21 protein-coding genes and 5 pseudogenes are annotated in these 23,273 nt (G+C 35.0%); 20 read left to right on the top strand and 6 right to left on the bottom strand.

Translation table 11 applies throughout. From position 1 onward, the window contains the following. Window positions 1-8 precede the first annotated feature (8 nt). Window positions 9-584 carry a TetR/AcrR family transcriptional regulator gene (locus QFZ72_RS22440; protein ID WP_307437937.1) on the bottom strand — a complete coding sequence of 192 codons (576 nt, stop codon included), beginning with the start codon at window positions 582-584 and terminating at the stop codon, window positions 9-11. 229 nt (window positions 585-813) lie between these two features. Between QFZ72_RS22440 and QFZ72_RS22435 the strand changes: the two are divergent. The 5 genes and pseudogenes from QFZ72_RS22435 to QFZ72_RS22420 form a co-directional block, all read left to right on the top strand. After that, window positions 814-933, top strand: a pseudogene (locus tag QFZ72_RS22435) (DUF2179 domain-containing protein); the annotation flags it as partial. A 304-nt stretch (window positions 934-1,237) separates the two neighbouring features. Continuing rightward, entirely contained in the window at window positions 1,238-1,576 is a 339-nt protein-coding gene (locus tag QFZ72_RS22430) for a VOC family protein (protein ID WP_307437935.1), read from the top strand. 809 nt (window positions 1,577-2,385) lie between these two features. Continuing rightward, window positions 2,386-2,766, top strand: coding sequence for a replication initiation and membrane attachment family protein (locus tag QFZ72_RS22425; protein ID WP_307437933.1), 381 nt, complete (start codon window positions 2,386-2,388; stop codon window positions 2,764-2,766). A 334-nt stretch (window positions 2,767-3,100) separates the two neighbouring features. Beyond that, window positions 3,101-3,274 (top strand): YuzK family famiily protein, encoded by a 174-nt coding sequence (locus tag QFZ72_RS29820; RefSeq protein ID WP_483862256.1) that lies wholly within the window; start codon window positions 3,101-3,103, stop codon window positions 3,272-3,274. Between the two features lie 1,170 nt (window positions 3,275-4,444). Continuing rightward, a complete protein-coding gene (locus tag QFZ72_RS22420) occupies window positions 4,445-4,726 on the top strand; it encodes a hypothetical protein (protein ID WP_307437932.1) in 282 nt (93 codons plus the stop codon). Between the two features lie 717 nt (window positions 4,727-5,443). Here QFZ72_RS22420 and QFZ72_RS22415 read toward each other — a convergent pair. Further along, window positions 5,444-6,454 carry a DUF3231 family protein gene (locus tag QFZ72_RS22415; RefSeq protein WP_307437930.1) on the bottom strand — a complete coding sequence of 337 codons (1,011 nt, stop codon included), beginning with the start codon at window positions 6,452-6,454 and terminating at the stop codon, window positions 5,444-5,446. A 727-nt stretch (window positions 6,455-7,181) separates the two neighbouring features. Here QFZ72_RS22415 and corA point away from each other — a divergent pair. Then, entirely contained in the window at window positions 7,182-8,123 is a 942-nt protein-coding gene (gene corA, locus QFZ72_RS22410) for a magnesium/cobalt transporter CorA (protein WP_307437929.1), read from the top strand. Window positions 8,124-8,173: 50 nt separating this feature from the next. Here the strand turns inward: corA and QFZ72_RS22405 are convergent, their stop codons facing one another. After that, window positions 8,174-8,413: a CorA family divalent cation transporter gene (locus QFZ72_RS22405; RefSeq protein ID WP_373464714.1), complete on the bottom strand. Its 240-nt coding sequence runs from the start codon at window positions 8,411-8,413 to the stop codon at window positions 8,174-8,176. Between the two features lie 298 nt (window positions 8,414-8,711). On the opposite strand from QFZ72_RS22405, the gene QFZ72_RS22400 reads away from it, so the two are divergent. Further along, window positions 8,712-9,179, top strand: a complete 468-nt coding sequence (locus QFZ72_RS22400; protein WP_307437927.1) for a DinB family protein — start codon at window positions 8,712-8,714, stop codon at window positions 9,177-9,179. A gap of 224 nt (window positions 9,180-9,403) precedes the next feature. Here the strand turns inward: QFZ72_RS22400 and QFZ72_RS22395 are convergent. Continuing rightward, window positions 9,404-9,571 (bottom strand): annotated as a pseudogene (locus tag QFZ72_RS22395) (hypothetical protein); the annotation flags it as partial. Between QFZ72_RS22395 and QFZ72_RS22390 the strand changes: the two are divergent. The 12 genes and pseudogenes from QFZ72_RS22390 to QFZ72_RS22335 form a co-directional block, all read left to right on the top strand. Further along, window positions 9,541-9,786 (top strand): ATP-binding protein, encoded by a 246-nt coding sequence (locus tag QFZ72_RS22390; protein ID WP_307437926.1) that lies wholly within the window; start codon window positions 9,541-9,543, stop codon window positions 9,784-9,786. The pseudogene QFZ72_RS22395 and the gene QFZ72_RS22390 overlap by 31 nt on opposite strands. Window positions 9,787-9,838: 52 nt before the next feature. Next, complete coding sequence (locus QFZ72_RS22385) at window positions 9,839-10,279, top strand: cell wall hydrolase (protein WP_307437924.1); 441 nt, start codon at window positions 9,839-9,841, stop codon at window positions 10,277-10,279. A 1,058-nt stretch (window positions 10,280-11,337) separates the two neighbouring features. Next, window positions 11,338-12,870 (top strand): annotated as a pseudogene (locus QFZ72_RS22380) (PAS domain-containing sensor histidine kinase); the annotation flags it as partial. A 60-nt stretch (window positions 12,871-12,930) separates the two neighbouring features. Further along, a pseudogene (gene mscL / locus QFZ72_RS22375) lies at window positions 12,931-13,283 on the top strand (large conductance mechanosensitive channel protein MscL). A 37-nt stretch (window positions 13,284-13,320) separates the two neighbouring features. After that, a complete protein-coding gene (locus QFZ72_RS22370; RefSeq protein ID WP_307437922.1) occupies window positions 13,321-13,557 on the top strand; it encodes a LapA family protein in 237 nt (78 codons plus the stop codon). Window positions 13,558-13,631: 74 nt separating this feature from the next. Beyond that, the gene (locus QFZ72_RS22365) at window positions 13,632-13,754 is read left to right on the top strand and encodes a hypothetical protein (protein ID WP_307437920.1); all 123 of its coding nucleotides are present in this window, start codon (window positions 13,632-13,634) and stop codon (window positions 13,752-13,754) included. A 234-nt stretch (window positions 13,755-13,988) separates the two neighbouring features. Then, entirely contained in the window at window positions 13,989-15,548 is a 1,560-nt protein-coding gene (nikA, locus tag QFZ72_RS22360; protein WP_307439941.1) for a nickel ABC transporter substrate-binding protein, read from the top strand. Beyond that, window positions 15,549-16,493 carry a nickel ABC transporter permease gene (gene nikB, locus QFZ72_RS22355; RefSeq protein WP_307437918.1) on the top strand — a complete coding sequence of 315 codons (945 nt, stop codon included), beginning with the start codon at window positions 15,549-15,551 and terminating at the stop codon, window positions 16,491-16,493. It begins immediately after the preceding gene. Next, window positions 16,493-17,341 (top strand): nickel transporter permease, encoded by an 849-nt coding sequence (nikC, locus tag QFZ72_RS22350; protein WP_307437917.1) that lies wholly within the window; start codon window positions 16,493-16,495, stop codon window positions 17,339-17,341. The genes nikB and nikC overlap by 1 nt, the downstream gene beginning before the upstream one ends. Continuing rightward, a complete protein-coding gene (locus QFZ72_RS22345) occupies window positions 17,338-18,138 on the top strand; it encodes an ATP-binding cassette domain-containing protein (protein ID WP_307437916.1) in 801 nt (266 codons plus the stop codon). The genes nikC and QFZ72_RS22345 overlap by 4 nt, the downstream gene beginning before the upstream one ends. Next, on the top strand, window positions 18,135-18,896 hold the full coding sequence (locus QFZ72_RS22340; RefSeq protein WP_307437915.1) for an ABC transporter ATP-binding protein: 762 nt from the start codon (window positions 18,135-18,137) through the stop codon (window positions 18,894-18,896). The genes QFZ72_RS22345 and QFZ72_RS22340 overlap by 4 nt, the downstream gene beginning before the upstream one ends. A 272-nt stretch (window positions 18,897-19,168) precedes the next feature. Then, window positions 19,169-19,415: pseudogene (locus QFZ72_RS22335) on the top strand (nickel import ATP-binding protein NikE); the annotation flags it as partial. 91 nt (window positions 19,416-19,506) lie between these two features. Here QFZ72_RS22335 and QFZ72_RS22330 read toward each other — a convergent pair. Together QFZ72_RS22330 and QFZ72_RS22325 are read right to left on the bottom strand one after the other, a co-directional pair. Continuing rightward, a complete protein-coding gene (locus QFZ72_RS22330) occupies window positions 19,507-19,659 on the bottom strand; it encodes a hypothetical protein (protein ID WP_307437914.1) in 153 nt (50 codons plus the stop codon). Window positions 19,660-20,633: 974 nt separating this feature from the next. Continuing rightward, window positions 20,634-21,302 carry a DUF421 domain-containing protein gene (locus QFZ72_RS22325; RefSeq protein WP_307437912.1) on the bottom strand — a complete coding sequence of 223 codons (669 nt, stop codon included), beginning with the start codon at window positions 21,300-21,302 and terminating at the stop codon, window positions 20,634-20,636. Between the two features lie 279 nt (window positions 21,303-21,581). On the opposite strand from QFZ72_RS22325, the gene QFZ72_RS22320 reads away from it, so the two are divergent. Further along, the gene (locus QFZ72_RS22320; RefSeq protein ID WP_307437910.1) at window positions 21,582-22,688 is read left to right on the top strand and encodes an MGDG synthase family glycosyltransferase; all 1,107 of its coding nucleotides are present in this window, start codon (window positions 21,582-21,584) and stop codon (window positions 22,686-22,688) included. The last annotated feature ends 585 nt before the right edge of the window (window positions 22,689-23,273 follow it).

The following is a 23,273-nucleotide window of genomic DNA, read 5'->3' as shown; positions in this document are numbered from 1 at the left end:
AAAGAAAGCTATTCTAACACTGAAAGTGTCATGTCAACAATGCTTTCTAATTTTTTGTTATCATCTTCAGTCTTCACTAATACGCGTAAGCCTACAAGTGAATTATGAAGAAAAAGAGACAGTACTTCAGGATCATGTCTCCTGGATATTTCTCCATTTTTTTGCCCATGTTTCAGTAGCTCATAAAAGAGAGATTCTGTCTTTCTAAACATTCCAGCAATCTTTGTTGCAATTTCTTCGTCAAGCAAAGATAATTCAACAGCTGCGTTTACAGACAAACATCCTTTTGGCAGATTAAGACCTGGATAAATCACCATTTTAAACACTTCTCGTATCGCTTGTTTAACCAGTAAGTTTGAATCTACTCTCTTCTTCATTTCAGTAGTAATTAACTCTTCATAGTGAGATAAAGCACTTAAAAACAAAGTACGTTTGTCACCAAACGTATCGTAGATGCTTCTACGATGAATGCCCATATAGTCTACCAACTCTTGCATAGACGTTTTTTCATACCCTTGTTGCCAAAAAAGCTCCATTGCTTTTCTTAATGCTTGTTTTTCATCAAATTCTTTACTTCTAGCCATAATTCCCCCCAAAGTGTTCATTTTGTATTCTGGGGAAAGATAAAAATTAGCTACATCGCTTGGATGAATAAGGATTAATTAATCAACCATCCCTCCCTCAATACATTTATAGAAAAAATTAAAGAATGATCATTCTCATTTCAGTAGAATAAAACAGTCAAATCTAACTTGCCTTAGTATATCAATTTAAGAACGTTCAGTAAAGAATTTTTCATCAGGTTGTCCGAATAAAGAAATTCTGTAAATTATAATTAGTAAACAAGAAGTGAAAAAGATTAAAAATATTGTAAGAAAATTAGATGAGAATGCGTTTATTACAATACATGATGTTAGAGTTGTATTTGGTTAGGGTTTTATAGATCTAACAAAAGTTTAAACTTTATTCAACAATTGGGCACGTTTCCTGAATAAGGATAAGTGCCCGTTTTGCATATCAGGGCAGCCTTAACAGTAAATTACGTTATTTTTAATGTACAATTCGATCAATAAACCGAAGTCTTAACTTCAATCTAAAGTTGCAGGGAACTTCATTCCATTTATCGATTCCTGAATCTATTTTAATCGTTACAATAGAGAGGACGAAGCAAGAAGTCTACATCAAGCTTTGTAAAGCGGTTTTGAAAAGTTATTGCTAAGAAAAGGAAGTGTACCTTATGAAACTAAACCATATCAATCTTACGGTCACTGACGTTAACGCTGCTCGAGAGTTCTTGGAGACATATTTCGACTTGCAAACCAAAAGTATAAATGGCGATTCATTTGCTGTAATGACTGACGATTACGGATTGTTACTAGCTTTGATGAAAGATACCCGGGCCAACTACCCCAAGTCCTTTCATATTGGCTTCTCTCAAGAGAGTAAAGAACGAGTAAACGAGATCAATCAACGATTGAAGGATGATGGATTTGATGTGAAACCGCCCAAAATGGCTCATCGATGGACATTCTATGTTAAAGCCCCAGGCGGATTTACTGTGGAGGTACTCAGTTGAGTAAGGCACATTCAATACATTGGTTACCTCATGCTCCAAAGAATCAGGCGGTGTCCGTGACCTAAATGATTTTAAAAGCAATGGTGGTATAACAAGAAAAGGATCAAGTTCCAGTAGAGAGCAGATGCAAGGCGCTTTAATTTAATAAAAAGAGAGCACATATTATACATGACTAATATGTGCTCTCTTTTATTTTTTAGGTTTTTTATAATTTAGGTCTGGATAACTTTAGAGATAAGGTAGAAAATGGAAAGTATTTTTCTTTTATTAATGGAAGTTAACAGTTCATTTACAAATAGGTGAATATTGGATTAATCGACAAATTTTTAAGAATTGCTTGATTATAATGGCTTTACCTTTGAAGGAAGGGAGTTGGACCCCCATAATCTAATATCTGGGAGGATGACTTTTTAAAAACAGAGGAAAAGCTTACCTAATCATCAATCTCTTTTTAACAACTCATCATCTAACAGTATGTTGCTTACCAATCGTTCGTGAACAGTTCATATCGATGATCATGCTGTGATCATCTGAATTGAGAGGTAAGTTCCTTGGTCAACAAGTTCTAACATATAGTGCAGCAAGGGATTGTATCAACCCTCGATTAACAAGATGAGAAGGGATCAGTGATCATGATGGAGGTTTTAACCTATCTAGGTATTTATCTCTCGGGTACCCTTGCTATTGTATGGCTGATTGCCATCGCTTTTGATCAATTATTAAAATAAGGAGCAAGGGAATCAAATATTTTTTGTAGAGGATGTTCAGGACCGATAATCAGAAACGGTTGATAGGAAGGATGAAAGGAAATGCATGATAATAGTAACATTCTGGAAGAAAAGGAGAGAAGATTAGCCCGATATTTTGAAGCATATACAACAGAGGAAGTATTGAAAGATGCCCAGGAATACATTCCTTCCCTTTGTTCTCATTTAGATATTATCCGTAAGTTGAACGAAATGAAGCTATCACAACCAGTCATAAACACTCTCATTTATTACGTTCTTGCCACAAACAAACAAAAATTCGTAACTGATAAATTATTGACTTTAGCTAATTTATGCAGAAAATTCAACATAAAGAATGCTCAGTCAGCTATTACATTCTTTAAACAGTACTATTCATATCATACTCTTATAGGTCAAAAGGTTAAACTCGTTTCCCTTAAACCGACTCTGTTCGGTGACTGAAGGATGGTGACTTTCCATGAAAAATAATGATAATAGAAGAAAAAAGAAACGTTACTTTTTATAGAATTATTTGAAAAATTGGTAGCCTAATAAATCTGGTAAAGGACCTGCCTCCAACCATAAAGCGTCGGCATAAACAGAAGGGACACACAACATGTCCGCTTTCCTTTTCGTTAAATGTTTGATGCTATCCCAATTATTTGTTTTCTTTTTTATGTACTGCTGCAACTGCCGATTCTATGTCCGTGAATACATTGACTTTACTATATACCATACTAAATATAGAAAGGATTGATTCTACATTAATACTCTCGACTTAACGTACACGTCCGTAATGGAAAAAGCAATGTTTCAGGCTCATGGAATGGGGTATGCTGAATATAGCCAAAAACTGGAGCAACGTTTGAAAGTTGAACAAGAACGGGAACAGGATTATTTACAAAGCAGACGTATATTAGAGGGAATACGAGCCAATCTTTTTCTGATTAAATACAATATACAAACCTAGTTACATAATAACAACTAATATGTTGCTTCCCTTTCGTTCCTTATGAAACTTGAGACATTTGTATATGGTGTTTTTTTGTGGGAGTTATAAACAACCTAGAAATAACAAGAAAACCACTACTGCATAAATGAATTAAAACTTATATGTCGTAATTATCTTGTTCTTCACTTAATAATTCAATACATGCAACAACTTCTAGGTTGTTTGCACGTTTCTTTCTAATTTCCACATATAAGTTGCTTTAGGCACACTAGTGAGTTTCACAAGGTCTTTCACGCTTAATTCATTCGTGTTTCTACTATTAGGCCCAGTACCAGCGTTTGTGCAACCAGGGCAAAGTAAATATTCTTTATTGATACAGTCCTGACTCTAAGGGCTTTTTTTATATTCTGAATTCCTATAAGATTTTGTTAATACGCAGTCTTTAAGTTCTTCTCCTGAAATTTCGTTGTGTTTGAAGTTTATAACTTCAAATTGGGGAATTCTAAAGGTTATGGTATCCAAGCCATATGGTGGCATAATTGCTCTCTCTTAAGTAACACTTGGACAGTTACATCGTACTGTTCTTCATAGGGAACTTTTGTTATGTTTATTATCTTTTCTTTAAAAAATAATTTTGAGTCATTATAATAGCTGTCTAATGCTTTACCAATTGGCTTACTCATCGATCTCAGAAAGGCTTATTTAATTAAATCTTGTTTATCATTTTGACTAACTGCATAAGTTTCCTTATCAGGTATAACATAGTTAGTAGTTAAAATTAAACAGGCAAAAGTCAAAATATATAGGATTTTAGCTTTTCTTCTCTTCAAATTTTTCACCTTATTTCTGCTTTAATAACGGTATTTCTTACTTTCTCTTTCCTAAATAATTCTTAGAGTGGGTTTTATGTCAAAATGTTGGTGATACCCCATAATAATCTTATAGATGAAAATATAGTGAATTCAGTATCAGTATATAAATTTGTTGAAACAGACTTGTTCAATTGGTAGTTATAACCTGTCCTTTAGGGGAGTATAAGGGAAGAGGATAGTGAACAAACTATTTTTGATACCGATGTAAGGAGAGATAATGTTTTAAAATAAAATTTATTTGGCTGTTATATGTACCATACTTATCTCGCTTATCAACTAATATCTTTTTTACAATATTCGATACAAGGTGGAAAATATGATTTGGTTATTCATTCCAATTTTTGTTTGGGTAATTGCCCTACTAATTATGGTGTTACCTAAGTCTGTTTACAAAAAAATACAAAAATTAAAAGTGGAACTTAAGGTAAATGCTGAATTAGCAAAACACACTAATCCCGCTGAAAGTATATTTAAAAATATAGAGAAAAGTATTTTAGATACCATCCATATTCAAAACCTGTATTTAAGTAGTTCTATAATAGGTTCAGTATTAATCGCTCTTGGTACTTTGGCTCTTTGCCTTGTTTTATTACTATAAATTAATTGACAGATTGGAAAAACGACGGTTGAGCCATTCAAAACGTGCAACCAGCTATTCTAGGTTGTTTGCACGTTTCTTTCTAATTTCCACATATAAGTTGCTTTTCACTTGTGAGTTTCTCAAAGATATAAATGTCAAATTGATAAAACAGGTCATTTTTTTGTCATTAATAATATTTAGTGAAGAGCAGTGAGAGCTGCTTTTTTAACTTTTGAAGATCTGAATTTGCTACAATGATTGAAATCATGTATACCTTTAAAATGCAAGATTCTGAAGTAAGGAAGGAATCTAAAGGGGACCTCTTGAAATTGTAAGTTATTCCAGAAAAGGGCAGTATAGTTGAAGAGTGGTTTCAAGAGTTTGATCAACAATTAGGCCATTTTTTTGAATAAATAAATCCCAATTTCTCATTTGTGAAACTGAGAGATTGGGATTTTTAATACTGGAATATCCTTAACGGTATAAATCCTCATTTTCCTGACGCTACCCTATGTAAGGAAATAAGTAAGCCAATACTTATTCCGGGAATCAAAAACAACATAGGTAAAAAAACCTTGAAAGCTATAAATAATCACTTTATTAAAATTTGATTAACGTTGATTAAAAATTCTAATCTAATCAATAGAAATCCTTTGAGAAACTTATCATTTAAAAACCCCGGTAATGCAATACTCCAAAGGACTTTCTCCATTCGTCCTTCCCGTGACATTGGATTCACTGCCTATTAGCTAACTGATCTCGATCCGGTGCTTGTGGTGGTTGCTCTAGCCAACCGTTATCAATCATTATATTGGTTCCATCTTCTGCATATTGTACAATTTCCGCCATTAATCGAGGATAAAGAGCTCCTAAATCGCGTCTTGCACTTGTCCCAAGACTAGCCCCATAATGGGTGATTCCTATCGAAATTAACGCTGTTACATGGTACATCATCAGTTTATCGGAAAATGGGGCAACCGTTGAATCAGTTGCTTCAGCATCCCATTTACTAGCTGGAGGCAGGTGATCCTCACTTAATGTGGAGCCGAAAATTTCAATATGTTTGGCTGAAATGTCTCTTCCTCTTATCAAGTAGTTACGAACCTCTTGAGACTTCGCTACTTGACTAAATCCCGTGACCAGTGCTTTTCCTAATATATTTCGTATCATACTAAAATAGATATTCGATATTTCAATTGCATTAAGAGGTCTACGCTTGCCAAACCAACCTGTTAAATAACTTTGTTTTTGAACGTATTGAACCTGTTTTGGTTTTGGAATATGCGGAGTTCTCGTATGGTTTCCCTTTGATAACAATACTTGTAATGCTTGGTTAAATAGTTGTGTGTATTCAGTTAGACAGTTGGTGAAATATTGACTTTGGTCTAATCGAGAAGAATTAGCTAGAGCCATCCCATATGATTCGATGCCGATTTTGCCCATGTTGTGAATGTATGTCAGATAGAACGTATCCGTAAATAAAGGAGGGGCTTGTAAATTAAGATCCTCATTTTCGTTAAATCCATCCGGAATCGGAAGTTGTTCTTCGTTAAACATAGCAGTTAATTGTTGAACATGTGATTGAGATAACTGTAACGCAGTTTCTAAAACGCTACGAATTTCTGTATCTTGAACGGTGGCTAATGCATATTTAACGACACAAATGACCATCGTATCATTTTGGTAAGCCACCCAAAGATTTGCCATTTCTGCAGATGTTAAATCAATATGATGTTTTGTTTCCATGAATTTGTTTCCTCCAACTTTTTATTCGTTAGCAATAATTTCTCCTGTATTAAATTAAATATGTATAATTGAGCTGCTTTTCAATAGCTTATGTTGGTTTAAATTACAAAGCTGCAGCTAGAATAAGTTATAAAGTTAATTTCTTTCATAAACACTAGCTTATATTAGGTTTTTGTTTATTCAAGAAAAGGGCGCTTATCTGTAATAAGGTAAGTGTCATGCAGACATACTTTTACTAAATAACCACTTTTTGGATAGGAGTGGTTAGGCAGTTAAGAACTTTTTTTCTCTAACACACCAAAAATATCCTTACTTTCAACTTACATCCATAACTTTGATGTCTAATTAAAATAAAACATGATGAAATCTTAAGAAAAAGCTAGAAATCAAGAGTTATTCCTTTCTTTATAGAGGCAGGATTGTGGAATAGTGGTCTCTAATTTATGGAAGACCAATGAAGACAAAGTTCAAATTGAAGTTAAGTGGGATGAAAAGGTAAATAAATTTCAATTAATTAGTGTTAGATGATTTGAATCATATCTTCCATAATCGGGGCGATTGCAGCACAGAGTGTTCGCCTTTTCTTATTAAGGAATTGGGCTGCCTGTGAACGAACGAGTGTCTGAAGCAAGCATTCCTCAATATGCTAAATTCTTGAATATTTTATTGGATTAGACACAAAATATGTGATGTCCGTTTATTTTTCAAGTAAAGGCGATGGAAGTAAATGATTCGTACTTTTGCGGTTACAAACGATTTAAAACTTTTAATAGATATACCAATGAATCGTTTATCTGATTCTGATATTAAATGGTTTTGGGTGGATTTTGATGCCCCTACAGAAGAAGAAGCAATATTTCTTAAAACACATTTTAGCTTCCATCCTCTAGCGATTGAGGATTGTTTGCATTTTTTGCAGCGACCAAAACTTGATTATTATGATGGTTATGATTTTTTTGTTCTACACACTTTTAACCAAGACTCACTTTCACCTGAGGAAATCGATATATTTGTTGGAAAAAATTTCATTGTTACATTCCATTTATCGCCGTCATCTGAAATAGCAATGGTTCTACAAACATTAATGGGAGACAATAATATTCTAAATAAAGGGACATTGTACATTTTTTATTTAATAATGGATAAAATTGTTGATGAGTTTTTCCCTACCATTTATAAAATTGAAGATAGTATAAGTGAAATTGAAACGAAAGAAGCAAACCAAAATCTAATTGAAAGTGTATTTGAAATTAGGAACCAGCTACTAAATTTACGCCGAATCATTTTCCCGATGCGTGAATTGCTATATAGAATTTTAAATTCAGAGCGGGTTATAATACCCAAAGAAGAACGAGTGTACTTCATGGATATTTACGACCATTTGCTGAAACTTTCCGAAATGATTGAGTCGAATCGAGAAATGACGAATGATATACGAGACAGCTACATTTCATTAAATTCAAACAGAATGAATAAGATTATGAAGACACTAACAGTTATGACTTCCATTTTTATTCCTCTAACTTTTATTGCAAGCATTTATGGAATGAACTTTGAATATATGCCGGAACTTACCTGGCGTTGGGGCTATTTTTGGGTACTGGGGATTATGTTTGCAGTCGGTTCAGGCATGCTACTAGGATTATGGATTAAGGGTTGGTTCAAATAATAAACATAAAAAAGCCGATGTTCTTAAAGACTTCGGCATTTTTATGTTTATTAAAAGAACCTCTTTTTCCAGAAGATAACTGCCGTAATACTTGATAAAATAAAAGAAATGATAATTGCAACAAAAAATGCATATGGGTAATTTTGAAACGGTATGGGAACATTCATACCATAAAAACTTGCAACCATTGTTGGTAAAGCCATAACAATCGTAATGGATGTTAAAAATTTTATTACGATATTTACATTATATGAAATGACAGATGTGAAAGCGTCCATAACCACTACTATTGATTTGCGTTTCTGAAATCATCAGGAACGCTTTTTAAGTAATGTTAGGGTAATTAGACATACTATTTATTCAGTAATTATTCAACAATCGGGGGCATTTCTTCAAGAAGGAGAAATGCTCTTTTTTATTGAAGTAAAGGGCAGGATTTTTAATGACTACCGACGAAATCATTATTCTCATTAATTATGAAATATTCTTATTTTATTGTAGATAATGCAATCTTTTCTAATTTTAAAAGGAAAATGAATTTAACTAAGGTACTATTTTAAATGATAACTGTTCAAGGGGGAGATGACTTTGAATCGTATTGAATTCCTTATAAACGTGCTAGATTCGACGTTTGATAAGGAGAGTTGGTATGCTCCGCTCAAACATGCAATTGAAGGAGTCACGGCAGAACAAGCCAGTTGGAGACCAGCTGGAGAGGCAGCCAAAACAATCTGGGAGAACGTTAACCATCTCAACTATTACAAAGAGAGACTTGTAGCAGACATGGAAGGCCGTGAATGGACACATAATCTCAGCGGTGACGAAAACTTCTATCTCACCGAACAATCAAATAAAGATAAGGAATGGAAGAAAGTCATTGAACGTGCTGAAAACGTTCAACGTAGTTTAAGGCAGATACTGAGTAAAACTTCCGTTGAAGAGCTTGACCAAAATTCCGAAGGGAAACTGCTGGACATATTTCTTCACGACGCTTACCATACGGGGCAAATTATTCAAATCAGAAAAATGCAAGGGTCCTGGCCATCCCATCGTTGACCGAACGAAGAAACATTTTGTTTGGGTGAAATAAATTATTATATATCTAACCAAATTATAATAGTCTCTAAAGGCAGCGTTAAGCTGTCTTTTTAAAATAATTTAAGTGAAAGAGGTGTCCATTAAGGACACCTCTTTCACTTAAATATTCCTTCATGCTTTACGATGTCTTTTCAAACTTGCTTGTCGCAATAGATTGACTTTTTCATCCTATGTCAATTTTATTAAGAAACTTGCTTCGCATTTTTAACTAATTTCATTTCCTGCTCTTTTTTTGCGGACTTTTTCGCCCAGTACGTGGCAATCAAAGGTCCAGAAATATTGTGCCACACTGAGAAAATCGCACTCGGAACAGCAGTAAGTGGGGAGAAATGGGCGGTTGCTAACGCTGCAGCGTCATACATCCGTTCAACTGACGATTAGTAACTCGGTTAACAAATTACGTGAGCAAGATATACATCATATGTTTGACCGTTTTTATAAAGCAGACCAAACAAGGACTGGAAAAGGTACAGGCCAAGGATTACCGATTGCAAAAAGCTTAATGGAAAAAATGAACGGAAGCCTTTCTGCTGAGTTAATCGAACTAAGCATTCTTATTTTATAAACAATGACATTAATGTAGGCTTTTTTTCATACTATATTTTTGGGGTGGAAAAATGCCAAGAGTAAGTTACCGAAGTTCAGACGTTGACTTAATGGCAAGGATGATGAGAGCAGAAGCCGAAGGTGAAGGAAAACAAGGAATGTTATATGTAGGCAATGTAATTGTTAATCGTCTTAAAGCAAATTGTTTAGACTTTAAAAATTTAAAAACAATTCCACAAGTCATTTTTCATGTACAAGGAGGAAATTATTCTTTTGAAGCTGTTCAAAAAGGTAATGTATTTTATAATAGAGCGAGAACTGTTGAAAAAAGATTAGCAAAACAGAATTTGGATTATTGGAGACAACACCCAGGGAAATATGCTCTTTGGTATTTTAATCCATATGCTCCATGCCCTCCAACATGGTACGGTCAACCTTTTTCTGGACAATTTTTAAATCATTGTTATTATGAACCAAAAGCTGGAACATGTGATAGTGTTTATAGCGGTTAGGTTGTCTGGAGCTATTAGTAATTCTGGAGTTTTATTGTAATTTTGCCTTTTTGGTGCTACGAATACAAAATTTTTAGTCGTAGGTGCTGGTAGCCAACCATATTCATTCAATGCAGCTTCTGTAGGTAATGTAACAGTTGTCGGTTGAAAAAAGGCTTGAAAGCCTAACCGCAGCCTATTTTTCAATCGTTGTTATGGTGTATTTTTATCTCACGAAATAAAAAGGGAACTTCCAGGTTAGCAGGTGTTCCCTTTTTTTATATATCAAACATTTAGTAATAATAATTTATTTATCCAATAAAGCAAGATTGTGAAATATTGCACTTAAACTATCGGGTGTGTTAGTTGATTAAGGAACACCAAAAATGATCAATCTTTTTTATAAAAGAATAATCCAATTAAATATTATAAGGGCATGTTTTGATTAATCTTTCAAAATATGCCCTTTCTATTAATTCATTTATCAAGGTTTATTGTATTAATTTTTGATCAAACTTTGTTTCAAAGCTACACATGGAAGAGAACGACTTTGTTGTAATTGAAACAACTATATTGTTATTCAATACTAGGTCTTTTACTTCTGATATGAAATATGTTACTCGATTGAAATGAAACGTTCACGAAATTTTCATTTGATTGAAAGCGTTTAACATTGATAGTTTGAATAAGGCTCTCAGACAAGTATAGGAAGAATTGATTTAAGAATGAATATTAGTAGCAGGGTTCTTTATAATTCGAAATCTATATGATTATTTATGAATTACAGTAATGATTATTTTGAAATCAAACATGGTTTTAATAAAGTTTCATTAGTGAAACATTCAGATTTAACACCTCTAGAATAGGCAACTCAAATAGATAAATAGTCTGTCTGAACGTGTCTTTAACTTATAAGAAGAGTTAAAGATTCACTTCGAATATAACAAAGAGAGAATTTTGTTACGTTCGTTAAAACCTTATAAAAATAGAGGGAGATTTATTAAATGATTCTCAATGATTTTTTCATTACTCTTTGTATTTTTTCGTTCTTAGTTAGCACGTGTATACTTATTCGAGTTTTAACTGAGCGAAAAAAGATGGAAGAGGAACTAAGGACGACTAAAGAACGACTAGAATCATTTATCAGTCATAACACAGATTCTATCATTATATCTAATTTAGAAGGATATATTTTACAAGCCAATAAAGCTTTTGAGAAGACATTTGGTTGGTCAGTACAAGAAATCATGGAAAAAAAATTACCTTGTGAACCAGATTTTATAATGGATCGAGCTCTAGAAACCATTCAAAAGATTATAGCTGGAGAACCTGCTATAACTAAGTGGGAAACAGTTAAACAACGAAGAGATGGAAGTCTCATCAATGTAAGTGTGACGCTTTCACCTATTCTGGATTCAAAGAGAAAAGTGATTGCTTTATCAGCAATTATTAGAGACATTTCCGAAAGGAAACAAGCAGAAAGAGAACTCTATGGATTACATCAACAATTAAGGGAAAGTGAGAAGAAATACCGTGTTCTATTTGAACGGTCACCTGATGCCGTATACTTAGTGGAATTGAATGAGGATCGACATCTAACTCGATTACTTGAAGTAAATCCAGTAGGGTGTGAGAGATTTGGGTATAGTAGGGAAGAACTTCTCTCGATGCCATATGCCGATATTTTTCCTCAAAATTCTACAATGCTCATAAGAATTGTGGAAAAAATCAGAGAAGGAAAACGTTCTTTTACTTTACAAGACGAATTTGTTTTTGAAAAAACAGGTAAAAAAATAAATAATGAGTTTAGTATTCGTGTTTTTAACTTGAATGGAAAGGAAGTTTTATTGCTTATCTCCCGAGATATCACTGAGCGTTTAAAAACAGAAGAATTATTACGGAAGTCGGAGAAGCTTGCTGTAGTAGGACAATTAGCTACTGCAATCGCCCATGAAGTTAACAATCCTTTAACCGCAATGAAAGGATTTATGCACTTACTAAAACCAACAGAAAATGAGAACAAGCAGCATTATATAGATGTGGTATTGTCAGAAATGGATCGAATAGAAAGTATTACCAATGAATTTATGGCAGTAGCCAAGCCGCAGGCAGTAAAGTTTCAACCGAATGACCTACATAGGTTGGTAGGACAAGTTATCATGCTACTTAAACCCCGAGCAATGATGAATAATGTTCAAATTATAACAAAGTTTGAATCTGATATTCCATTGATCCCCTGTGAAGGGAATCAAATAAAACAAGTAGTTATCAATATCTTGAAAAATGCGATTGAAGCGATGCCAACTGGAGGAGACATTTTGGTTCAAATTGATAAACCCGATGATCATCAAGTAAGTATTCGTTTTATCGATCAAGGGTGCGGGATTTCAAAAGAACGTATCCCATATCTCGGAGAACCTTTTTATAGTATCAAAGAAGAAGGAATCGGTTTAGGATTAATGATCTGTTATAAAATTATTGAAACACATCAAGGAAAGATCGTGATTGAAAGTGAAGTAAATCAAGGAACGACAGTTGATGTCATGCTCCCTATTTATACTCTTCAAAATCAAAACATTCATTCATTTTCTTATACTGAAATAAGAGAGTAGTTTAAACCTTATATTCTATTTTTAGTAAACAATCTTTTTTGTAATAAGAAGGAAATTTAAATGATAAAAGAGTTTAGAGGATTTGCATTAAAAGGCAATGTGCTTGATTTAGCTATGTAATTATAGGTGCAGCTTTTGGTAAGATTGTCACATCGCTAGTGAATGATATGATCATGCTATTAATTGGGCTATTATTTGGTGGTATCGATTTTAATCATTTACAAATTAAAGTTGGAAGTGCTGTTGTAAAGTATGGAATGTTTATTCACACAAGTGTAGACTTTCTAATTGTTGCATTTTCTATTTTCATGTTTATCAAATTGATTAGCAGATTAAAGAAAAAAGAAAAAATACAAGAAGAAGCGACAGAACCAACACTACTAAAAAATGAATCAGCAAGAGAACAATCATAATTAATAACTTATTAATGAGGTGGCTTATGAAAAGTCAATGGAATTATTATTAGCGCTAATTGTCGTCTTAATTATTGCGGTTTTTTCCGTTATCAATGTTGAACTTGTAACAGTTAATTATTTATTAGGAAAAGCTGAGTGGCCTTTGATCCTCGTCATTATTGGATCAGTTTTATTAGGAGCTCTATTCGTTGGGTTAATTGGTATGATAAAGATTTATCAACTTCAAAGAGCTTTAAAAAAATCAGAAAGTGAAGATAAAGACCTAACCTAAGTTTTTTTGATTAACGATCAAAAGGTTTACAACGAAAATAAGCGATCTTGTTATATTGCTAGGATTGTTGAAGGGTGAATGTTCAATTTTGGATGTATGATCCTCAAAAGGGTAATGATAAAGTTGCCATCTCAGCAAAAGAGCAGCAAGATATGATAGTAACTATCAAAAAAGATTGGTTGAAAAAATATCAATAGAATTATTAAATCTAAATACTTAGTAGAAACACGTCAAATATGATTTCCTTAGTTAGTGAAATGAGTATTTTTAAACCCATGCCCATCAATCTCAAGCAGGAATGACGGATTGAAGGGAGCGTCAATGAAATGATTAAACTTGCCAAATAGGAATCATTCCGATAAAATATAAATCGTTATCATTTCGTGTTAGGGGGATTATCATTGAAAACAGCTAATTATAGAGACTGCTACATGATTTACAATAGCTTTTATAAATACATAAAAAATCATTTTCTAAAAATAGGTATCTTATTGATCTTTGCCTGTTTATTAAGTGCATGTACGAATTCATCGACAAGAACCGAAAATAAGGGAGATGGTAAGCACATTCATTTTCTGTATAATTTCTCTACTAATTCCCTTGATCCCCATGTAGATTCAAGTTATGTTCCTTTAAGAGCGGGAATAACTGAAACGCTGGTTCGCTTAGACGAGGAAAATTTAACCATTGAACCATGGCTCGCAGAAAGCTGGGAAGGTGAGGATGGGCAACATTGGACGATTAAACTCCGTGAAGATGTTACATTCCATAGTGGAAAGCAAATGGATGCTGAAGCCGTAAAAGCCTCTCTGGAACGTGCGCTTAAAGAGAGTGTTGCGATAAAAAATGCATTGAAAATCGATAAAATAGAAGCTGATGGCTATTTCCTGCATATTTCAACAACTGAACCCTTTCCAGAGTTTGTATCAGAACTTGTGAACCCAAATGTTTCAATTATTGACGTAACGGAAGAGGATATTGTCAATAAACCTATCGGTACAGGACCTTTTGTACTGAAGACATTCACACCTGGCAGCAAGCTTGAACTCGAACGCTATGATGATTATTGGGATGGGGCCTCAAATCTTGATTCTGTAACCTTCTCATTTAATGAGGATGCAAATGCTCGTTCGCTTGCATTAAAGTCTGGACAGGTAGATATTGTTTATCGTCCAGAGGTAGAAAGCCTTGAAACATTAGAGGCAATTGACGACATTAAAGTTGAGTCTACAGCGACTTTCCGTGTACATCAAATGACAATGAACATAGAGCGCAAAAGTTTACAGGATGTCAATGTGCGACGGGCTGTAGATACGTTGATTAACCGCCAGGAAATTGTCGATGCGATTCTGCTTGGGCACGCTGAAATCGCGCAAGGACCATTTCTGCCTTCTCTCCCATTTGCTCCAAGTTATGGGGAGCGTCCAGTGGGTGGTGAAATAGCTATTAAATTTTTAGAAAAAGCGGGTTATACACTCAAAGACGGAAAAATGCAAAAAAATGGAGAACAGCTTAAGTTTACGTTGCTAACTTATTCAGCAAGGGCAGACTTGCCATTAATTGCTCAAGTTTTTCAATCGGACGCTAAAAAAATTGGAATTGATGTTGAGATAAGACAAATCGATATCCCTGAAGAATATATGGCATCAAACCGTGATTGGGATCTGGCTACTTATAGTAATCTGACAGCACCGCGCGGAGATGCGGGGTATTATTTAAATGCCACCTATCATCCAACTGGAGCTCTAAACTTTAGTGGCGCAAGTAAGCCGGAATTGACAGCTATCATTGACAAGCTTAATCAAACAGTCAATCAAGAAGAACGAGCTGTACTTGCGGAACAGGCGGCTGATTATGTAAATGAACATGTAATCAATTCATTTGTCTTACATCCTTCGACAATTGTTGCCTATAATAAGTCAAAAGTTAAGAATTGGGTGACGACGCGAAGTGAATATTACATGATTACAAATCAATTGGATGTGAAGTAAATGGTTCAAATTCTTGTCCGGAAATTTCTTGAAGTTTTCTTTTTTATGTTGTTTATTACATTTGTAAGCTTTTTATTTATCAGACTCGCACCTGGGGATCCCGTTTTAACTATTCTGAATGTTGATGAACTGTCCGTTAGTCAGGAGCAGGTGGAAGCACTAAGAGAAGAGATGGGGTTTAACAAGCCGTTGCTCGTTCAATACGGGCATTGGCTTCTTAATTTTGTTCAGCTTGATTTTGGCCAATCGTATGTTACTGGTCAACCTGTGATGGAGATGATCCTAACGGGGCTTCCGGCTACAGTTGAATTAGCGATCGGTGCGATGATGGTTATGCTGACGGTATCGATTCCATTAGGTTCCTTATCGGCCCTTTACCGAAATAGCTGGATTGACCATATTAGTAGAATTCTATCAATTATTGGGGCAGCTATCCCCAGTTTTTGGCTTGGTCTTATTTTTATCGACTTATTTGGTGTACGTTTCAATTGGTTTCCAACAATGGGGAGAGATGGATTAGTATCATTAATTTTACCATCGCTTACTCTTGGTTTAGCGATTTCTAGTGTATATGTCCGTTTGCTTCGTTCCAGCCTGCTTGATTCGCTTGGGCAGGAATTTATCCGTGCAGCGAGAGCACGTGGATTGTCAGAACGACGAATTTTTCTAGTGCATGCATTTCGACACAGCCTCCCTCCTGTTATTACTGTATTTGGAGTAAGCTTAGGCAGCCTAATTGGGGGTGTTGTCGTGATTGAAGTTCTATTTGCATATCCAGGCATAGGAAAACTGGTAGTTGATGCGATACGTCAACGTGATTATCCACTCATACAAGGATATATTTTAATCATGGCTGTCGTTGTTTTTATTGTAAATACATGTGTTGATCTATCTTATCGATATTTAAATCCAGAAATGAAACTAAAAGAGAGGGGGACCAACTGATGAAAGGATTGTCTATCTGTTTGCAAAAGGTAAATAAGCACAGTTGGCAAGGGGTGATGGCACTGATATGCGTAGTCCTTGTTTTTGCATTCGCCATATATGCTTTTTTTTATTTGCAGCATGATCCAACATTAACAAATCTCGATGGACGCCTTCAGGGGATGAGCCTTCAGCATCCGCTTGGAACAGATCAACTTGGTCGGGACGTACTGACTAGGCTTTTGCTAGGCGGTCAGCAGACAATCGGTTATAGCTTGCTGGCGCTGATTGTTGCTCTCATCATTGGAATCCCCTTTGGTCTTATTTCAGGATATAAACGCGGGTTGGTTGATCGGGTATTTATGCGAATTGCCGATGGATTTTTAGCTTTCCCAGATACGATTGTTGCAATTGTTTTAAGTGGTTTGCTTGGACCTGGCATAGGCAACCTTGTGCTTGCTATTGTGATGGTCAAATGGGTAAGTTATGCCCGACTTGTTCGCAGTACAGTTTTATCAGAATCTCAAAAAGATTATGTGATGATTGCCAAGATCAACGGACTATCGTCACGTAAAATCATGCGAAAACATTTATTTCCGCATATTGTGGGGCATGTCTTCGTTCTGGCAAGTCTTGATCTAGGTAAAATTATTTTGCTCATTTCTTCCTTGTCATATATTGGGCTTGGTGCACAACCCCCAATCCCTGAATGGGGAGCAATGTTAAACGACTCACGTCCGTATTTTCAGTCAAATCCTGAATTAATGATATACCCTGGTTTAGCTATTGTGGTTGTTGTGCTGCTAACGAATATGCTAGGTGATTATTTACGTGACCTTTTTGATGTAAAGAAAGAGGTGCGCCAATGATTTTATCAATTGAGCAAGTATCAATTAGCAGCAGAAAAAAGAAATTTGTTGATAACGTGTCCCTTTCCATTCGTAAAGGAGAGTGGTATGCACTTGTTGGGCAAAGCGGAAGCGGCAAAAGCCTTCTGTCCCAGGCAATTGGACAAATGCTTCATCCTAATTTGCAGGTAGAAGGAAAGATTCTTTTTAAAGGGCAGGATTTGCTCGCATTTTCACCAAAACAGATGCGAACAATACGTGGTCAAAAATTGTCTTATATTTTTCAAGATTACCAGAGTTCTTTTACACCGTTTCGAACAATTGCTCAGCATTTTGAAGAATACCAGAAATCTCACGGAATTCTTGACGCAAAAACTCGGCAGTTAAAGGCAATGGAAGAGTTTGAATCAGTTGGGCTGGACAAAACGTTATACAACCGATATCCATTTCAATTAAGTGGCGGACAACTTCAACGAGTTTCAATTGCATTGGCACTTTTGCTGTCGCCTGATTTATTAATTGCAGATGAAATAACCACTGCACTTGACAGTGTCTCCGGGCACAGGATTTTAGAATTGCTTGCAAAGCGGCAAAAAGAAACAGGCTGTGCGATTTTATTCATCACCCATGATTGGCGCCATGTCAGACGCTATGCGACCCGTCTAGCTGTCATGAAGGAAGGGGAAATCGTTGAATCAGGCGGGAAGCATCGTATACTTGACCATCCGCAGCATGAATATACAAAGCAGTTGATCCAAGCCGCACCTACACTGGGACGCGGCCTTCCATCGGGGTTACAGGAGGTAGAAAACGTATGAGTCTGCTTACTGTTAAACAACTGACAAAATCATATCAAGCAGGAAAAAAAGCGGTGAACAACCTCTCATTTGAACTGAACAAGGGTGAATGTCTTGGTCTTGTCGGTGAAAGTGGCTGTGGTAAAAGCACACTGGCTCGTTGCTTGCTGCGGATTGAACCGATTGACAGCGGCTCGATCTATTTTAAGAATGAAGCAATTGAACAGCTTAATGAGCGTCAGTTGTACCCTTACCGAAAAAAGATTCAAATCGTGTTTCAAAATCCATCAGCTGCTTTAAATCCAAAGCTTAAAATAAAGGATTCACTGATTGACCCTTATGCTCAGTATGGGAAGGAACTTAACCTTAGCCATTTTTCCTATACCTCTAAGAACGCCTTTGTAAAGCAGCTTCTTGAAGCTGTTGAGCTGCCGTCTGGTTTAGCCAATCAATATCCCCATGAATTAAGTGGCGGACAGCGGCAACGTGTAACGATTGCCCGTGCTATCAGCATTGAACCAGAGCTCATTGTTCTAGATGAGCCGACCGCAAGCCTTGATGTCATCTCGCAAGGGGCAGTACTTACTTTATTGACAGAGCTTCGCGAAACTTTAAATCTCTCTTACTTGTTTATTTCACATGATCTTGCTGCTGTCAGGCAAATGAGTCAGCGGATCATGGTTATGAAAGAAGGAAAGCTTGTCGATCAATTCAACCGCGATCATTTATTTGCTGAGGAACGCCATCCTTATACAAAAGAGCTCATTTCAATTTTTTAGATAGAACAAAAGTGAATAACAACACCAATATCAATCTTGTCATTCCTTTGCTCCGATCGACAGTTACGAAATCTCTTGAAAACTGTAGTTCCAACGCAAGGAGCTTATGAGCTTGAAGTACCCAAAAACACATTTATTAGTTGGAGAAATAAATACCGCTTTGGACCACTCTAAATATCAGCAGATTGAGCAGAACAAGTTCATTTCATATAATAAATAAAAAAGTTATGGAGTATTATTATCTTTTAACCAATTTAAAGGGATGAATATGATCTGTTTGTAGTCTAGATATGGTTAACCAAACACTTATTTTAGAATTACTAAGGGAGCTAAAAGAAGACTTCGGGTTATCTTATTTTTTTATTACGCATGATATTGGGTGTACTAGAAAAAGGAGAATTAGTCGAGCTTTACGATTTTAAAAATCAGTTTTTTACTTCAGAACATCCTGTAGTAATAGAGATGAGAGGTTCCATATTTGCCGAGCACCCACGTTTTCGTTCGATTAGACAAGGGTAAGCCATATTTAATTAAAAATATATTAAACAGTAAAGTGGAAAGAAATTTAATTAAAGTAAGAAGGCAACCAGCTGCGGTTGTTTTTTAATTGTTATTCTTGATTATCTGCTGTTTTTGATTTTAGGTTAGAACTGTCAATTGACTCAGCATATTTTTCTGTGTTAAAAGGTTGATTTTCATCCGTTCGTGTATTCCATATACTATATTTGAGTGTATTCGGAACATCTTTGTTTTTATTTGGCATTATTAATTCACCTCCATTTAATATAGTTTCAAAAAAATATAAAACTATACTTTATAGAGTTGTTTTCTGCGCTATGTACAAAGAGGGCGCCTTTTTTTATTAAGTTAAAGGGCACAGTTTGAAGAGTGGTTTCAAGAGTTCTGATCAACAATCGGGCTAGATTATGGAGCAAGGAATAAAGCTATTTTCTTGTAATGGGAGGTTAATTTAGGAAGAAAATAATGGTAAAATTAGTAAGATCCTTTTTGGAAACTAATTAATTGAAAGGGTTACTATATCTTGGAGTATGGCATTTTAATTTTTATTATGAAAATGCTTTAGGGAGGGTGAAATGGAACCGAAAATAAATATCAATAATTCAACACATTTTTCCTGGCTGTCGCGTTGGCCGCAGTGGACTGGGTATGCAGCTGCTCTATGGTCCCTACTATACGGGTTACTCGGACTGTATTGGTTATTAGGTGGCAACGGATTTCCTTTCGGTAAAAACGATTCACGGGCACCCTTTTTAAGGTAATACCAACAATGATTTTAAGAATTTGTGGTTCATTCTCGAAAGATTAGAAAGAGAAGGATTTAAGTTTAAAAAAATTGAAAAAGATCTTCAGCAAATTCTAGAGAACTAAAATTCATTTCATGTGGTGGAACATCATAATTCCATAATCGGGGTGAACGATCTTCCATTATCGGGCGCTTTTCTGTAGCATAAATTGTACTTTTTCTTTTTGTATCGGACCATTTAATTGAATAAGAGGATCATAAATCGCCACTTTATTATACAGAGCCATTAGGTGCGTTTAAGCACGTATAACGATGAATTTATCAATGATGAATAAAATCCTGCTAAACAATAAATTGTAACATACCATTAGCAAAATTTAGCACAAGAAAAACGAATCGTTGTCTATTCCTAATCGGTTTTATTTGACCAAGTTTTCTCTTTCCTGTCGTAAATAGGTGTATGTAAATCAAGATTATTGATTGCCAATGTCAACGATTAAAGAATGATCTTTATCACTAACAGCCGCATAAAAGATGTCATTGAGTTGGTGAAATCCTTTGTTTATCAACTCTTCCTGAAGCCATTTTTCATCCTTTTGAATTAATTTCAAATTTTTATGCTGGATTTTCCCTTCGACGATCACGGCAATCGGCAGGCCCTGATAGTCCGTTTCAATGTTTAAGTGTTTAGGCGTCAAATTAACAATAGCTTGGTTAGGTAATATACTAAGAGCTCCATTCGGTTCGAGAATCACATAATCGAGATCCTTAATGTTCGGATATCCTGCAGCTCTTATAGCTGACAATAGTTCCACGAGAGAAAATCGAGTTTTTCGCAATTCTTTTTTAGAGATTTTCCCATGTTTGATCAAAATACTCGGATGGCCGATGAACAATCGGTTTAACCAGCGAAAAAGGCTTAATTTAGAAAATATAAAGTACATGACGACGATAATGATGATCCCTATAATTGCCTGTCCAATCCCATTGACTTTGATGGGACTGACGGACAAAGTGACGAGAAACACAATGGCAGCAAGGTCAGTCGGAGTTAACTGAGCCAACACAGTCTTTCCCATACAGCGCATTGCCAGAACCACCAAACCAAAAAGCAGAATTAACTTCCCGAAAAAAATGAACATTTTTTCACCCTCATTTTTATGCTCTAAAAATATAAATCCTATTTTGTCACATAATTTTAAATCCATACTTAATGTTATTATTTTTCCAGTATATATAAATAAAGTTATCAAAAAATAATAGAAAATGAACAAAACATAAAAAAGTATTCTTCATTTATAGAATTTTTCTCAAACAATATCCTAATACTATACTTTATAGAACATTAAATGGCCAATCATCCGTCGACTATAGCTTATAGCTTATTAATTATTCATTACTTAGAAAGTGAGGAAAAAATATTGATTAATTGTCATACATTAATTTTTTCTGCTTCTATTGGTAATGGACATAATCAAGCAGCCAAAGCACTGAAAGAAGAGTTTGAGAAAAACGGGTATACATGCGAAATTATCGATACATTTAAGTTAATTAGTCCGGTATTTCACAAAATAGTTTTAGAAAGTTATTTACAAATTTTAAAGTTCAGTCCAATTGTTTGGAGAAAATTATATCACCATACAGAAGAGCATCCTTGGTTTATGTTAATGGACCAATTTGGAACATTTTTCACGGAACGACTATACTCAATTGTCCAAAAATATAAATGTAAGTCGTTAATTTCAGTGCATCCTTTTTCGACAGCTATATTGTCAAAATTAAAGAAGAAGAAAAACTTAGATATACCGTTATATACTGCAATTACTGACTTTGTCATGCACCCAGCGTATATTAGAAATGAAGTAGATGGATATTTTACAGCTTCAGATCATTTGGATTATTTTACAACTTTATATAATATACCAATATCAAAGTTCTACTCAACTGGTATCCCAATTTGTTCTATACCATCTTTAAAGAAACCAAAATGGAAGGTAAAGCATGAATTGCAGCTAGACCCGGAGAAAAAAACAATATTAATTGCAGGTGGTGCGATCGGATTAACAAAATTCACAAAGGTATTAAAAACTTTAAACACTATAGAAGACAAGGTTCAACTAGTCTGTATAACCGGTCATAATAAGAAAGCAAAAGCAAAAATTGAACAACTGGAAAGTAAGCATGAGATAGTTAGTATTGGTTTTACAAATAGGTTTACCGATTATTTAAGGGCAAGTGATGTTATTCTATCTAAAGCAGGTGGATTAACAATGGCAGAGTCATTAGCTTGTGAAACGCCAATTTTAATATATCAACCAGTACCAGGTCATGAAGAACAAAATGCCCAGTATTTAATGAACTATGGGGCAGCAGTAAAAGCTGAAATTTGCGAAGAGATCCCAGTAATATTAGAACACATTTTATTTAATGAACGTTATTATAAGGAAGTGGTTCAGAACATAAAAAAAATTCAAAAGCCTTATGCTGCCAAAGAAATCATTAGTGAAATAAGTAAGTATGTAAACTAAAAAAAGGAATTAGCAACAAATCAACAATCCCACGATTAATTTTTTGTGGGTATGGCGAATCGGGATTAAAAAGCAGATAATGAGGCAATACTGTCCCTAAAACCCTTCCCTAAATCAAACGTGATACCTCTAAGAAAAGAAGTGGCAGTGGCATTATCAAAATTAAATAAGTTTGTGGATGAATAGATGCTGTTTGTTGTTCAACTATAAAGGGTTGCAATAGTTGAAAATGTAACTGTCATGAATACCACAGCTTTGTGGTAAAATATAGAAAAGTTAATAACGTAAGCGTTAAGCCAACCAAAGCCCTCTTGTTCAACTTTGTAATTTGGATTTATAGAATCCACTTTAAATTCCCATTGTCTTATCCTCTGCATTACTTCATCTAGCCTACTCATAAGATTTTCTTTACTATTCGTATTGCTTGGGGGGGGTATTTAATTCGTCTGGTAACTTGATTTTAATTGGTGGGAATCCTCCAATTTTAAATGCTCACCAAATTCTGTTTTCCCAAGTTTTTGCCTTCCTCTGCTGCCGCACAAATTTCCACATTGTCAAGATACTCATGGGCAACGAGGATCAAAT

The organism is Bacillus sp. V2I10 (assembly GCF_030817055.1).
Taxonomy (GTDB): domain Bacteria; phylum Bacillota; class Bacilli; order Bacillales; family Bacillaceae; genus Bacillus_P.
The sequence above is the reverse complement of the archived record's forward strand: the minus strand, read 5'-3'. Positions and strand labels throughout refer to the sequence as shown.